15 protein-coding genes are annotated in these 13,939 nt (G+C 30.8%); 13 read left to right on the top strand and 2 right to left on the bottom strand.

The window, feature by feature from the left end; all coding sequences use genetic code 11:
• Positions 1-43 precede the first annotated feature (43 nt).
• The 4 genes from ACNI28_RS00395 to ACNI28_RS00380 are packed head-to-tail and all read left to right on the top strand — an operon-like array spanning position 44 to position 4,212.
• Positions 44-1,291, top strand: a complete 1,248-nt coding sequence (locus tag ACNI28_RS00395; protein ID WP_419764850.1) for a M48 family metallopeptidase — start codon at positions 44-46, stop codon at positions 1,289-1,291.
• Positions 1,284-2,534 (top strand): DNA recombination protein RmuC, encoded by a 1,251-nt coding sequence (locus tag ACNI28_RS00390; protein WP_419764849.1) that lies wholly within the window; start codon positions 1,284-1,286, stop codon positions 2,532-2,534. Before ACNI28_RS00395 ends, ACNI28_RS00390 begins: the two co-directional genes overlap by 8 nt.
• Before the next feature lies 1 nt (position 2,535).
• Positions 2,536-3,669 carry an SO_0444 family Cu/Zn efflux transporter gene (locus ACNI28_RS00385; protein ID WP_419764848.1) on the top strand — a complete coding sequence of 378 codons (1,134 nt, stop codon included), beginning with the start codon at positions 2,536-2,538 and terminating at the stop codon, positions 3,667-3,669.
• 6 nt (positions 3,670-3,675) lie between these two features.
• Positions 3,676-4,212, top strand: a complete 537-nt coding sequence (locus ACNI28_RS00380) for a hypothetical protein (RefSeq protein ID WP_419764847.1) — start codon at positions 3,676-3,678, stop codon at positions 4,210-4,212.
• Positions 4,213-4,214: 2 nt separating this feature from the next.
• Here ACNI28_RS00380 and ACNI28_RS00375 read toward each other — a convergent pair whose 3' ends face one another.
• On the bottom strand, positions 4,215-4,736 hold the full coding sequence (locus tag ACNI28_RS00375) for a hypothetical protein (protein ID WP_419764846.1): 522 nt from the start codon (positions 4,734-4,736) through the stop codon (positions 4,215-4,217).
• Positions 4,736-5,953: a molybdopterin molybdotransferase MoeA gene (locus ACNI28_RS00370; RefSeq protein WP_419764844.1), complete on the bottom strand. Its 1,218-nt coding sequence runs from the start codon at positions 5,951-5,953 to the stop codon at positions 4,736-4,738. Before ACNI28_RS00370 ends, ACNI28_RS00375 begins: the two co-directional genes overlap by 1 nt.
• Before the next feature lie 305 nt (positions 5,954-6,258).
• Between ACNI28_RS00370 and soxC the strand changes: the two genes are divergently transcribed.
• From soxC to soxB, 9 genes are all read left to right on the top strand, one after another.
• Positions 6,259-7,596 (top strand): sulfite dehydrogenase, encoded by a 1,338-nt coding sequence (gene soxC, locus ACNI28_RS00365; RefSeq protein ID WP_419764843.1) that lies wholly within the window; start codon positions 6,259-6,261, stop codon positions 7,594-7,596.
• Positions 7,565-8,746: a c-type cytochrome gene (locus tag ACNI28_RS00360; protein ID WP_419764841.1), complete on the top strand. Its 1,182-nt coding sequence runs from the start codon at positions 7,565-7,567 to the stop codon at positions 8,744-8,746. Before soxC ends, ACNI28_RS00360 begins: the two co-directional genes overlap by 32 nt.
• A gap of 11 nt (positions 8,747-8,757) precedes the next feature.
• Entirely contained in the window at positions 8,758-9,114 is a 357-nt protein-coding gene (gene soxX / locus ACNI28_RS00355; RefSeq protein WP_419764840.1) for a sulfur oxidation c-type cytochrome SoxX, read from the top strand.
• A gap of 21 nt (positions 9,115-9,135) precedes the next feature.
• On the top strand, positions 9,136-9,588 hold the full coding sequence (soxY, locus tag ACNI28_RS00350) for a thiosulfate oxidation carrier protein SoxY (protein WP_419764839.1): 453 nt from the start codon (positions 9,136-9,138) through the stop codon (positions 9,586-9,588).
• A gap of 66 nt (positions 9,589-9,654) precedes the next feature.
• Positions 9,655-9,954: a thiosulfate oxidation carrier complex protein SoxZ gene (gene soxZ / locus ACNI28_RS00345; RefSeq protein ID WP_419764838.1), complete on the top strand. Its 300-nt coding sequence runs from the start codon at positions 9,655-9,657 to the stop codon at positions 9,952-9,954.
• A 46-nt stretch (positions 9,955-10,000) separates the two neighbouring features.
• Positions 10,001-10,927: a sulfur oxidation c-type cytochrome SoxA gene (gene soxA, locus ACNI28_RS00340; RefSeq protein WP_419764836.1), complete on the top strand. Its 927-nt coding sequence runs from the start codon at positions 10,001-10,003 to the stop codon at positions 10,925-10,927.
• Positions 10,928-10,939: 12 nt separating this feature from the next.
• Positions 10,940-11,371, top strand: coding sequence for a hypothetical protein (locus tag ACNI28_RS00335; protein WP_419764835.1), 432 nt, complete (start codon positions 10,940-10,942; stop codon positions 11,369-11,371).
• A 96-nt stretch (positions 11,372-11,467) separates the two neighbouring features.
• Positions 11,468-12,118, top strand: coding sequence for a rhodanese-like domain-containing protein (locus ACNI28_RS00330; protein WP_419764834.1), 651 nt, complete (start codon positions 11,468-11,470; stop codon positions 12,116-12,118).
• A gap of 25 nt (positions 12,119-12,143) precedes the next feature.
• Entirely contained in the window at positions 12,144-13,910 is a 1,767-nt protein-coding gene (gene soxB, locus ACNI28_RS00325) for a thiosulfohydrolase SoxB (RefSeq protein ID WP_419764833.1), read from the top strand.
• Positions 13,911-13,939: the final 29 nt, after the last annotated feature.

Below are 13,939 nucleotides of genomic sequence, written 5' to 3'. Positions count from 1 at the left end.
AGTTTCAAAAAGATAAAATATCTAAAATTTAAAAGGATATTTAGTGTTAGAACTTTTTGTTATTGCATATTGTTTTTATTTTGTAGTAAATATTTATACCTCTTTTATGCAAGTTGGTTTTGTCCAAAATGCAAAAAAATTATCTCCTGTAATTCTTTCAAATGATAAATATGAAACAGCAGCCCAGTATGCTATTGAAAAAGAGAGAATCTCAATTGTTTCAACTTTATATGATTTTGTTATCTTCTTTTTATGGATTAAATTTGGATTAGGATTTTTGGATTCACTTATTGTGGTTGAAGAATCATGGCTAAAAGCTATACTTTTTATAGATGCATTTATAATCATAAATTGGATTTTAGGTTTACCTTTTGATTTGTACTCAACTTTCAAATTAAATAAAAAGTATGGTTTTTCAAATATGACAGCAAAACTATATATCATGGATACTATTAAAACAGGTATTATATTTTTAGTTGCTGGTTCTTTGGTTATTGCTAGTATTTCATTTATAATTGAGTCTTTTCCTATGTGGTGGATTTGGGGTTTTGTTTTTATCTTTGCTGTAATTATTTTAATAAATATGCTTTATCCAGTTATTAGAGATAAGATGTTTGATAAGTTTGAGCCTTTAAAAGATAAAGACCTAGAAGGTAAAATCAACAATCTTCTAAATGAAGTAGGTTTTAAAAGCTCTGGTGTATTTTCTGTGGATGCAAGTAAAAGAGATAATAGACTAAATGCTTATTTTGGTGGTCTTGGAAGTACTAAAAGAGTGGTTTTATTTGATACTTTAGTTGAAAAACTCTCTCACAATGAACTTTTGGCAGTCTTAGGACATGAATTGGGACATTTTAAAAATGGTGATATTTTAAAAAATATTGGAATCATGGGCTTTGTTATGTTTGTATTTTTTGCTATCTTTGGAAACTTAGGCGATGAAATCTTTTTAGGATTAAATATTTCAAATGAGCCATATGGGATTATTGTAGTATTTTTGATGTTTTCACCAATACTTTCATTTTTCCTTATGCCTTTGATATCTTTAATTTCAAGACATAATGAGTATGCAGCTGATGAGTTTGGCTCAAACCTACAATCAAAAGAGGATTTGGTAAGTGCTTTATTAAAACTTGCAAATGAAAATAAATCATTTCCCTTATCTCATCCTTTGTATGTCTTTTTTTATTACTCTCATCCACCACTAGTGGAGAGATTTAAAGAACTAGGCTTCGATGTACACGCTAAAAAGGAAGATGCCCTGAGAGATGAGTTTAACATAGATGTATGACCAAATAATAATCTTTGCTATTATAGTTTTAATATCTATACTAATCACATATTTTTTAGTGAGACTTGTATATGAAAAAAAAATATCAGCTCTAAATTCTGAAAAAGAATCTATTCAAAAAGAGATAATACAAAGATTAGAGTTTGAAAAGATTAGACATGAAGAGTCTAAAAAATCAATGAATAGTGAGTTTAAGCTAAGAATAGAGTCTTATGATGAAAAACTTCAACTTTTAGAAGACTCCAAAAAGCAGATGAAACTAGAGTTTGAATCATTGGCAAATAGGTTATTTGAAGAGAACTCTAAGAAGTCATCCCTAAATTTAAATCAAGTTTTAACTCCTTTTAAAGAGCAGTTAAATAGTTTTGGTAAAAGAGTTAATGATATTTATAATGATGAAACTAAACAAAGAGTTACTCTATTAACAGAGATTAAAAATCTAAAAGATTTAAACAATCAAATCTCACAAGATGCTATAAATCTAACAAAAGCTTTAAAAGGCGAGAATAAGACCCAAGGTGATTGGGGTGAGATGATTTTATCTAGGATATTAGAGCAGACAGGTTTACGTGAAGGAATAGAGTACTCAACCCAAGGAAGCTTTACAAATGAAGATGGAAAAAGACTAAGACCAGATGTTATTGTTCATCTTCCTCAAGAAAAAGATGTCATTATTGACTCTAAGGTATCACTTCTTGCATATACAAACTATATAGAGAGTGAAAATGAGATAGATAAAGAAAGATATGCCAAAGAGTTGGCAAAATCAATTTATGCTCATATCAAAGGGCTTAGTTCTAAAAACTATGATGAAATAAGTGGTTTGAAGACATTAGACTTTGTATTACTTTTCATACCTATTGAGGGAGCTTTTATGCTTGCAGCCTCAAAAGATAGTAATCTTTTTAAAGTAGCTTTTGAAAGTAATATTATGCTTGTATCTCCATCTACATTGTTTGTAACACTAAGAACTATAGAAAATATTTGGAGATATGAACATCAAAATGAAAACTCCTTAATAATCTCAAAAAAAGCTGCAGATTTATATGATAAGTTTGCGTCATTTTTAGAAGATATTGAAAAGATTGGTACTCATATTGATAGAACAAAAAAGTCTTATGATGATGCTATCAATAAATTAAGTGTTGGAAGAGGAAATCTTCTTCGAAGAGCCCAAGAGTTTGAAGAGTTAGGTGTAAAAGCCAAAAAGACAATTGACCAAAGTAAATTAATAGGCGAATAAAATGGAACTAATATTAGAGTTTGTGCTAAATTTTTTAAAACTTTTAGATGCTATGAGTATCTATGTAATGCTTGGACTTTTTATTGCTGGAATATTAAAGCAATTAATACCAGAAGATTTTATATCTTCTCATCTAGGAACAAACTCTACAACATCTGTGGTAAAGGCAACTATTTTTGGAATACCTTTGCCTGTTTGCTCTTGTTCTGTTATTCCTTTAGCACAAGGCTTAAAAAAAGAGGGTGCAAGTAAAGGCTCAGTTCAGAGTTTCTTAATCTCTACTCCTATTACTGGAGTTGATTCTATCTTAGCAACATTTTCATTTTTTGGATTGATTTTTACTATCTTTAGAGTTATAAGTTCTGTACTTATTGCGATAATTGTTGGGTTAATCCAAAACTTTGTAGAAAAAGATGAAAAAAAAGTTGAACTAAAACCTAGTTTTAAAGCATTTACACCAAATGCAGTTTTTAGTGCAAACACTACGTTTAAGTCACAAACTAATCCAACTAGTGAAAATAAAGAATCTTGTTGTAGTTCGAGTTCTTGTTGTGATAGCTTAGCTAAAAGTAAAAAATCTTTTTCATTGAAAAGTGCTTTAAGTTATGGGTATGGTACACTTTTTTCAGATATGGCAAAATCATTACTTATAGGACTTATCTTAGGGGCTTTATTTACAACTTTCCTTCCCCAAGAGTATGCAAAACTTCTTTTTGATAACCAAATACTGACATATTTTGTGATTTTAATCGTGGCTATTCCTTTATATACTTGTGCAACTGCCTCTTTGCCAATAGCTGCAGCTTTGATGCTACAAGGAATGAGTGCAGGGGCTGCTTTTATCTTTTTAACAGCAGGACCTGCAACAAGTGCTGTTACTATGAGTGTTGTATATAAAATGCTAGGAAAAACTTCTCTTATAATATATGTGACAGTTATTTCTATATTAGCTCTTGTTTTTGGTTTTATTTTTGATTTGTATTTTCAAAATCTTGAAGTTTTATCTATTTCTCATGATATGGATGAATCAAATATATTTAAATCACTTGCTTCATTATCTATGTTGATACTTATTATTTATCACTTATATAGAATGAAGTTTCCTAAAAAAGGTACAACATGCTGTTCGAACTGAGAAAATATGATTTTAGATAAAGAGTTAGACAATAATATTAGATTCTCCCAAAATATGGTAATCTATAATCAAAAAGTAAATAATAAAAGTGATAAAGATACAATAGTTATATCTGTATCTATTATAGAAGAGATTTTAGATCAACTCTTAGAGTATAGACTATCTCAGGTATCACAAAAAGCTCAGTTACCAGATATGTCCTATCAATCAAAGGTTGATTTGTGTTATAAAATGGAGCTTATCAAAGGTGATTTGAGAAGAATACTTCAGGTATTTGGTGATTTGGTTGAAAATTTTAGTAAAGAAGATAATAATGGCTATGGAAGTCTAGAGGTTCAAACAAATATCTTAGAACTATGTAAAATAAATGAAAATGATATTTTTAATTTTATACTTAGTTTAATAAACTCTGCCCCTTCAATTGAAGCAAACTATGAAAAAGTAGATGATTTGATTGAAGATATAGGTTGGAGTGGTACTGTGAAGTTTATTTGTTCAATCATTAGTGCTTCTTTAGTTGAAGCACTAATAGAGTTGAGATAAATTTATTTATTTGTCATACCAAAATATTTTTGATAGATAAAAACTTTATTACTATTTTCTAAAAATCCCCACTGTTTATAGTTCTTTTCATCAACTGTTTTAAATGTAACTAAATTATTTTTATTAAATATTTGGTTTATGTATTTTCCACAAATAGTTTCACTATTTGGTAAAACAGCGTTGTTTTCTTTTTTTACCATAGTTAAAAGTCTTGCATTTTCTCTTGAAACCTCAAAGGTTGCACAAGAGAAATATTCACCCTTAATATTTAAAAATGAAGTATAACTATTTGTAATTTTTACATTTTCATCAAACTCTATATTTGAAAACTTTTTTAGATTATTCGTATAGTAACTTTCTCTTGGAAAAAATACTTCATAAAAAATCACACCATATGAAACCCATATTAAAATAAGAATATATTTCATATAAGGTTTATAATTCCAGTACTTAATTGTAGACATTATAGGAAGTACTACTAAAAATAGTGTTCCCATTAGTATTATAATGATGTCTTCAAACATTATAATTCACTTAGTAGTAAAATATTAACTAGTTCACCAGCTTTTATATTATTACTATCTTTCTTTTGTATAAGTAGAGCAGGGCTCCCAAGCATATTTGTTAATATGGCACTTGTTCCTTTTCTTTTTCCATCAAAGTCTATTTTATATTCTCCCTCTTCATATTTTACGTTGCAAGCTGTAAATACAGTCTTAGGCATTCTCATTGGAAAGTCTTCATTTATCCTAGCTTTTACAATAGGAAGCTTTTTATTTGAACCTTCAAGTTTATAAATCATTGGTAGAAGATAAAGTATTGCACATACTGTTGAGCTATAGGCAAATCCTGGTAGGGAAATAATAAGTTTATTTTCTTTTTTTGCAAGCAATATAGGATTGCCAGGTTTTATACTAACTCCGTGAAATAAAACTTCAGCATCCAGCTCTTTTTTTACCACATCCTGTACAAAATCATAATCACCTTTAGAAACACCACCTGTTGTAACAACAATATCTGAGTTTTCTAGTGCAGTTTTCATCATTTGTGTAATTGAATCCATATCATCTTTGATTACACCCATTTGAATTGTATTTGCCCCAGCTTTTTTTGCTAAAGCTTCAACTGTAAGATGATTTGAACTTCTAATTTGTGCTTTATTAGTTTGAGTTTCTCCGATATCTAAAATTTCACTTCCAGTACTTGCAATACTTACAACAACTTTTGAATAAACAGTTGCTTGTGCAATATTAAGTGATGCCATAACGCCTATTTCTGCAAATCCTATTGTTGTACCTTTTTTTATAAGAACTTCATTCTTTTTATAGTTCTCTCCTACATCTCTTAGGGCAAAACCTTGTGGCACCTCTTCGATGATTTTAATATCTTCACCTACAACTTCTACATTCTCTATAGGAATTAGCGTATCTGCACCTTCAGGCATTAATGAACCTGTAAATGTTTTTATACAAACACTTTTTTCAACTTTTGATTCAACAACACTACCAGCAGGATTTTTATCTATAATTTTTAAGCTTCCTAATTTTTGGTCTTCATATCTAATAGCATAACCATCCATTCCTGAAGTAATAAAAGCAGGTGAATTCTCATTTGCAATTACATCACTTGAAAGAGTTCTTCCTATTGCATCTGTTAAAAAAATCTTTTCCTTTATTTTTCCTTTTAAAATAAAACTATTTAATATGTTTAAAGAATCTTCATAATTTATAAAATTTCTCATTTTTTCCTCCATAAAATTGAAAGAGATATTAACATAATCAATAAAAAAAGTAACTTTATAAGGTAAAAAATTAACGTTTTGTTCCCCTTAAATAGCATTAGCATAGCATATTACTTTTTTTTATAGAAATAGCAAAAAATAATTGACTTAGGTCAAAAAAATGGCAATAATATCCTAACGATTATATAATTTATAGTTATATAATGGCTGTTTATAATATCTATAAGTATAAGTAATTTTATAAATAATCTCTAATTATTTTATAATTTTTATTTATACTTGTTCAATTATCATGAGGAGGATAAATGACAAGTAAGACTAACAGTTTGAAAGAAAATGAAGCTTCTACTCAAGAAGAGAAACTTAGTAGAAGAAGTTTTTTCAAAAAAACTGCTATCTATTCTGCTGGTGCAATAGCCACAGCAAATGTTTTGGCACCTGTTAAAGTTAAAGCTGATGATCCAGCAATTATGAACGAAGCGCCATGGGGGCAGAAATTAGGTGATCCTGTAGATAAAAATTTATATGGTTTACCTTCACCGTATGAACATAATAATATAAGAAGAACGCATTCATTGTTTTCATCAGGTGATTATTACGCATCTGTTTCAATGTGTCCTATTCATGAATCAGAGGGAATCATAACACCAAATGGTCTATTTTTTGTAAGAGATCATGGTGGTACAGCTCACGTTGATCCAAAAGAGTGGAGATTGATGATTCATGGTAAAGTAAAAAAAGAGATTGTATTAACTTTGGATGATTTAAAGAGATATCCAAGTGAAACAAGAACTTATTTTATTGAGTGTCCTGCAAATGGTGCTCCTGAATGGAGAGGTCCACAATTTAACTCTTTACAATTTATGAAAGGCCTTATGAGTGCTGCTCAATGGACTGGAGTAATGCTAAAGACTATTCTTGAAGATATTGGCTTAGAAAAAGATGCTATATGGATGCTAGCTGAGGGGAGCGATAATGCATCAAATCCAAGATCAATTCCAGTTGAAAAAGCCTTAGATGATATAATGGTTGTCTGGGGTCAAAATGGTGAAGCATTAAGAGCAGAACAAGGTTACCCTGTGAGATTAATTGTTCCAGGATGGGAAGGTAACTTAAATACTAAATGGTTAAGAAGATTAGAGTTCTCAGATACTCCATGGCATTCAAAAGAAGAAACATCTAAATATACCATGGTTCAACCTGGTGGAAAAGCTATTAGATATTTTTGGGTAAATGAAGTTAACTCAGTAATTACTAGCCCTTGTCCTGAAAAGCCTTGGACTCACTTGAAAAAAGGTGATATGGTAGAAATTGAAGGTCTTGCATGGTCTGGTCATGGAACCATAACTGGTGTTGATATTTCACTTGATGGTGGTGACAATTGGGTTGAAGCTAGCTTAAAAGGTTTAGTTCTTCCAAAATCTTGGACAAGATTTTCTTATGTAATTAAATGGGATGGAAAGCCACTTTTATTAGCAAGTAGATCTAGAGATGATTTTGGAAATATTCAACCAACAATTGATCAAGAAACAAGTGCTGTTGGTGTTGAATCAATTTATCATAGAAATGCAATTGTAACTTGGGAAATTAATAGTAAAGGAGAGTGTAATAATGTTCAAATTAGAAAACACAATAAAGCTTAAGACAACTCTTCTTTCACTAGGAGTTATGTCTGTATTTGTTTCTTCATTATTTGCAAATGGAGTATCAGTTGATGGTGCTGTAAAGTACCCAACAAAAGATGGTAAATATGGTCCTTATCATGTAAATACACAAAATGTTAAATATAACAATGGTAGAGAAGCTACTAAAAATGAGATTAATATTTGGAATGTTGATGTTAAACCAGATTTAAAAGATCTTCCAAAATATGATACAAAACATGGTAAAGCAATTATGGAAGATGGAAAACCAAAAATTGCAAAAGGTTCTGTAGAGTGGGGTGAAGAACTTTATGATAAAAACTGTGGTATGTGTCATGGTGAGTTTGCTGCCGGAGGAAAAGGTTATCCTACTCTAGCGGGTGGTAAAACAGCTGACTTAGTTATTCAAAGACTTAATCCTGCACATAAATCACCAAATGCAAATGTTGCATTAAAAACTGTTGGTTCTTATTGGCCATATGCTAGTACACTTTTTTGGTATATTCAAGATTCTATGCCATTTACTGCACCTAAAACTTTAACAAATAGTGAGGTATATGCTATTACAGCTTTTTTACTTTCTGTGAATGAAATTGAAATAGATGGAGAAGTTATAGATGAAGAGTTTGTTTTAAGTAAAGAAAACTTTGACAAAATAGTTATGCCAAATGTAGACGGATTTTATCCTGAAGTTAATACTAAAGATCCTAAACAAGGTGTAAAAAACATGACAGCACTTTTATCTAATCCTAAAATCTATGGTACAGGTACAAGATGTATGAAAGATTGTATTAAAGGTGATGTTAAGGAACTTTTGATGAGAATCAAGGTTGACTTAGCACCAAATGCTAATCAACCAATTACAAGTGAAAGAAGTTGGAAAGAACCAGTTAGTGAAGGTTCTGGTAAAAATCCAGTTGTTTCAGGAAACTATGATACATATTGTTCAGCATGTCACTCAAATAAAGCTATTGGTGCTCCAGTACTTGGAGATAAAGATGCTTGGACAGAAGTAATGAGTAAAGGCATAGATACAGTTTATGAAAATGCTATCAATGGAATAAATGCAATGCCTCCAAAAGGTGGTGCAGTTTTATCTGATGAAGAGTTTAAACAAATTGTAGATTATATGATTAACTCAAGTAAATAAAAGGAGAATAGATGAAATTGATTAGAAACTTATTAATGGCATCGGCAGTTACTGGTGTACTTGTTTCAAGTACATTGGCTAACGCTGATTTAGTAGCCCAAGGTGAAAAGATTTTTAACACTAAAAATTTAGGAAACTGTTTAGCATGTCATGCTGTTAATGGCAAAGAAATTAATGGACCAGGAAGCATGGGGCCAAAACTATCAGGTCTTACATACTGGGATGAACAAACACTTTATGATACGGTTTTTGATATTTATAGTGCAAGAGGTATTACAAATACTTCAATGCCATCATTTGGTAAGTCAGGATGGTTAAGCGATAGTCAAATAAAAGCAGTAGTTGCATATTTAAAAACAGTTAAGTAATATTTTTAAAAAGGAAATAAAATGAATAGAAGAAATTTTTTAAGTTTAGGTTTAGGTGCAGTTGCAGCTGCTTCACTAGCACCAACAGCATTGAGTGCAATTGATTTTAGAGAAACAAAACCAAAAGCGTGGACTGCAACAAAAGTTGATGAAGCAATGACAGAACTTTTTGGCACTGCAACAACAAGCGAATCAAAAGTAAAATTAAAAGCACCAGATATTGCTGAAAATGGTGCAGTTATTCCTATAACTGTATCTTCTAAGTTAGCTGGTTCTAAAGTAGCAATATTTCAAGATGCAAATCCAGAAGCTACTGTAGCAGTATTCTCAGTTCCAAAAGGTGGAATTATTGATTATTCATTTAGAATCAAGTTGGCAAAAACTGGAAAAGTTACAGCAGTAGTTGAATCTGATGGTAAATTATATTCTGCTTCAAAAGAAGTAAAAGTTACTATTGGTGGATGTGGTGGTTGATTTAATTCCAACTACACAAACAATATTAAGATAAAAAAAATATAGAGAAAATATAAAGGAATTAAAATGGCTAAAACAAGAATTAAAGCGAAAGAAAAAAAAGGTATAGTTACAGTTAAGGCTATGGCTAAACACGCAATGTTAAGTTATCAAGAAGCAAAAAGAGCTAAAAAAGAGGTTAACTTTATTACTAATATTAAAGTAACATCAAATGATCAAGTTGTATATGAAGTATCAACTAGTCAATTTTTATCTAAAAACCCATATGTTAAATTTAAATTTAAAGGAAAATCAGGGGATGATTTAACTTTTACATGGGTTGATTTAAAAGGTAAAACACAATCTGACACAGTTAAGATTAAATAATTAATTAATAAATTTAGTAATTATACAAAATGACAAGGAGATATAAATGTTATTGAAAATTGCAAAAACTACAGCTTTACTTGCTTTAACTGTTGGTGCTTTAAATAGTTCTTTAAACGCTACAGATTATGCAGCAACTGCTGAAAAAGATAGAGTAGAATTAGTAAAATATTTTGAAGCTAAATTCGAAGACCCTTTAAAAAATAGAGGTACTTTTTTCCCATATTCAACTGATGAAGAGCTGGAAAGTAGTATTGCGAAAGGTCTTAAGTTTGAAGAGTTCGCAAAGGGTAATTATGCATATAATATTGATGGTAGAGGACAATATGAAGATATTAAAGAGATGCCACCATATGAAGATAGTATAGATGCTGGAGAAGCATTATGGAATACTACATTTTCAAATGGTAAATCATTTGCTACATGTTTTGGAGAACCAGAAACAGCTGCAAAATATCCTTATTTTGACCAATCTAGAAATGAAGTAGTTACTTTAACACAAGCTGTTAATGAGTGTTTAACATCAAATGGTGAAAAAGCATGGAATACCAAAAAAGGTGATATGGCTAAACTTCAAGGATATATGGCATTTTCAGCACAAGAAGCAGAAAAAGTTATAGATGTGAAAATTGATTCACAAGCTGCAGCTGATGCATATGAAAGAGGAAAAGAGTATTACTATACACAAAGAGGTTACTTAAAACTTAACTGTGCAGAATGTCATGTTTATGGTGCAGGTTTAAGAGTTAGAAATGAAAAACTATCTCAACTTCTTGGTCAAACAACACACTTCCCAGTTTTTAGATTAAAATGGAAAGGCTTAGGAACTTTAGAAAGAAGAATGGCTGGATGTATTAAAGATGAAGGACAAGTTCCTCCAAAAACTACAAGTCAAGAGATGAAAGAGTTACTATTCTTCATGGCCTATATGTCTAATGGTATGAAAATAGATGGTCCAGATATTAGAAAGTAGAGGGTAATAACTATGAGAAAATTAACAACAATAATCGCAACTATAGGTTTAGCAGCAATTATAAGTGGATGTACATCTGAACCAAGTATTGCAAGTGCTACAAAATTAGATTTAAATACAGTTTGTAGTGTAGAAAAAAGTGGAATAAAAAGTGTTATTGAAACTGCTTCTACATATAATGCTGTTGCACAAGCAAAAGGTTTAGAGTTTAGAAGACTAGGTGTTAACAATAGCGCTTTAATTGCATCAGTTGAAGAAGCAATTAAAACAGGTGCTAAAGAAGTTAATCCAAATGATTTTAAAGGTAAAACTTCAAAAACTAAATTAGAAACTACTTTTGCTGCAGAAAGAGCTTGTAGATTTGCAGTAGTTGCTTTAATACAAGCAAATGAAGCTAAATCAGCTTGGAAAGATGCTGTTCCAGGTATGGGTTTAAAATATTAATTAACAAAAATTAAAGTCAAGGTAAGCCTTGGCTTTTTTTACGCATTATTTCATCAAAAATAAATACAATGACAAGAAAATTAAAAGGGGTATAGTATGACAATGTTAAAAAAAATAGCAGTAGCTACATTAATTTCAGGGGTTTGTGTAAGTTCAAGTTTTGCAGAAGGGGCTACAAAATTTGTTCCAATCTCAAAAGGTGTAAAATCAATTAAGATGAATTTAAATGGTGAAAAATTCACTCTAATGAGAAACCAAACAGCAGGTAACAAAATCTCAGATTTATATGTAACAACTAATAGAGGTGTTTCTCAACCTATGATTTTAGCTGAAGGTGTTGAAACTGTTGGTGAGTTAGAATTTATTGATTTAATGAAAAAAGCTCAAACTAATGACATGATTGCGGTTATTGATTCTAGAAAGCCAGGTTGGTTTGCAAAATTAAGAATACCAGGTGCTATAAATGTGCCTTTTACAAATTTTAATGAAAAAGATACAGCTATTGAAATGATGGAAGATGAGATGGGTGTTATTCAAAAAGAAGATGGTACGTTAGACTTTTCTGAAGCAAAAACTTTAGCTTTATATTGTAATGGATATTGGTGTGGACAAACTCCTGGTATGGTTAAAAATGCAAAATTTGCATTATTAAAAATGGGTTACCCAGCAGAAAAAATTAAGTACTATCGAGGTGGAATGCAAGCATGGACATCTTTAGGTTTTACTGTAGTTGGTTCGGGTAAATAATTAAATATTTTAAAGGTTATTTAAAATGAGTAAACTTAGTAGAAGAGAATTCGTATATATGATGGCAGTACTTGGTTCTGCGCCAGTTTTTGCTAATTCACATACAAGAATGACAAATACTAATAAGTTAGAAGATTACTATAAGCTAAAACCTTTTGGTAATGCAAGACTTATGCATATGACGGATTGTCACGCACAACTATTACCTGTATATTTCAGAGAACCAAGTGTAAACTTAGGTTTCTTTGGAAATTATGGTAAGCCACCACATATTGTGGGCAAAAATTTTTTAGAGTATTATGGAATAAAAGACAATCCAAGACTTGAGTATGCTTATACATGTGTTAACTTTGAAAAACATGCAAAAGCTATGGGTAGAACTGGTGGTTTTGCACAAATCAAAACGGTTGTTGATTTTTTAAAAAATAGTTTTGGTGCAGAAAAAACACTTTTATTAGATGGGGGTGACACTTGGCAAGGCTCGTGGACAGCACTTCAAACAAGAGGTAAAGATATGGTTGGCGCTATGAATTTACTTGGTGTTGATGTTGCTGTTGGACATTGGGAGTTTACTTATAGAGCTGAAGAAGTTTTAGCAAATGCTAAGCTTTTAGATGCTGAATTCTTAGCACAAAATGTAAAAGTTAAAGAAGCATCATTATTTGAAGGTGATGTAGAAGTTTATGATGAAGATACAGGTCATGCTTTTAAGCCATATACTATAAAAGAAATAAATGGATCAAGAATTGCTATTATTGGTCAGGCTTTTCCTTATACAACAATTGCAAATCCTCAAAGGTTTATTCCTGACTGGAGTTTTTCTATCAATGATGATGGAATGCAAGAATTGGTTGATGATATAAGAGAAAGCGAAAAACCTGATGCTGTTGTTGTATTATCTCATAATGGATATGACACTGATAAAAAGATGGCTGAAGTTTGTACTGGAATAGACTTTATTATGGGTGGACATACCCATGATGGTGTTCCTGAGGCTGTTCCTGTTAAAAATGAAGAGGGTGTTACATATGTATGTAATGCAGGAAGTAATGGTAAGTTTTTAAATGTACTTGATTTAGATATTCAAAATGGGAAAATAAAAGATTTCAAATTTACTTTATTGCCAATTTTTTCTGATTTAATTCCAGAAGATAAAGCAATGAAAAAATATATCGAAGATGTAAGAGCACCATTTAAAAAAGAGCTAACAAGAGAGATTGCAACTACTGATGACACTTTGTTCAGAAGAGGTAATTTTAATGGCTCTTGGGATCAAATTATTTGTGATGCATTAGTTGATGTAAAAGATGCAGAAATTTCTTTGTCTCCAGGTTTTAGATGGGGAACATCTGTTATGCCAGGTCAAGCAATTACTTTTGATGATTTGGCAACTCAAACAGCAATGACTTATCCTGAAACTTACAGAAGAGGAATTTCAGGTCAAGGTATTAAAGATATTTTAGAAGATGTTGCTGATAACTTGTTTAATCCAGATCCTTTCTACCAACAAGGTGGCGATATGGTAAGAACTGGTGGGATTTCTTATAAAATCAATCCTACTGCTAAGATAGGTGAAAGAATTTCAGATATAACACTTACTAGAAATGGAGAAAAACTTCATGCAAGTAAAGAGTATCAAGTTGCAGGTTGGTCTACTGTTGGTTCAAAATCACCAGGTGAGCCAGTTTGGGAGACTGTAGAGACATACTTAAGAAGTGTTAAACATGTTAAAAATTTAAAAGTTGATACTCCTGATATTATTGGTATAAAAGGTAATCCAGGGATTGTTTAATCTTCAGAATTGAAAAAGTGCAGGTTCTT

It is taken from the genome of Arcobacter denitrificans (SeqCode), assembly GCF_048571185.1.
Lineage (GTDB): Bacteria > Campylobacterota > Campylobacteria > Campylobacterales > Arcobacteraceae > Arcobacter > Arcobacter denitrificans.
Note: the sequence above shows the minus strand (reverse complement) of the source record. Positions and strands in the feature narration are given on the sequence as shown.

Bases quoted from the DNA above. Each gene is read 5' to 3' on its own strand.
- ACNI28_RS00380 (WP_419764847.1), top strand. From the start codon at position 3,676: ATGATTTTAGATAAAGAGTTAGACAATAATATTAGATTCTCCCAAAAT.
- ACNI28_RS00375 (WP_419764846.1), bottom strand. From the start codon at position 4,736: ATGTTTGAAGACATCATTATAATACTAATGGGAACACTATTTTTAGTA.
- ACNI28_RS00385 (WP_419764848.1), top strand. From the start codon at position 2,536: ATGGAACTAATATTAGAGTTTGTGCTAAATTTTTTAAAACTTTTAGAT.
- ACNI28_RS00390 (WP_419764849.1), top strand. From the start codon at position 1,284: ATGTATGACCAAATAATAATCTTTGCTATTATAGTTTTAATATCTATA.
- soxY (WP_419764839.1), top strand. From the start codon at position 9,136: ATGAATAGAAGAAATTTTTTAAGTTTAGGTTTAGGTGCAGTTGCAGCT.
- ACNI28_RS00330 (WP_419764834.1), top strand. From the start codon at position 11,468: ATGACAATGTTAAAAAAAATAGCAGTAGCTACATTAATTTCAGGGGTT.
- ACNI28_RS00360 (WP_419764841.1), top strand. From the start codon at position 7,565: ATGTTCAAATTAGAAAACACAATAAAGCTTAAGACAACTCTTCTTTCA.
- ACNI28_RS00370 (WP_419764844.1), bottom strand. From the start codon at position 5,953: ATGAGAAATTTTATAAATTATGAAGATTCTTTAAACATATTAAATAGT.
- soxB (WP_419764833.1), top strand. From the start codon at position 12,144: ATGAGTAAACTTAGTAGAAGAGAATTCGTATATATGATGGCAGTACTT.
- soxC (WP_419764843.1), top strand. From the start codon at position 6,259: ATGACAAGTAAGACTAACAGTTTGAAAGAAAATGAAGCTTCTACTCAA.
- soxX (WP_419764840.1), top strand. From the start codon at position 8,758: ATGAAATTGATTAGAAACTTATTAATGGCATCGGCAGTTACTGGTGTA.
- ACNI28_RS00335 (WP_419764835.1), top strand. From the start codon at position 10,940: ATGAGAAAATTAACAACAATAATCGCAACTATAGGTTTAGCAGCAATT.
- soxA (WP_419764836.1), top strand. From the start codon at position 10,001: ATGTTATTGAAAATTGCAAAAACTACAGCTTTACTTGCTTTAACTGTT.
- soxZ (WP_419764838.1), top strand. From the start codon at position 9,655: ATGGCTAAAACAAGAATTAAAGCGAAAGAAAAAAAAGGTATAGTTACA.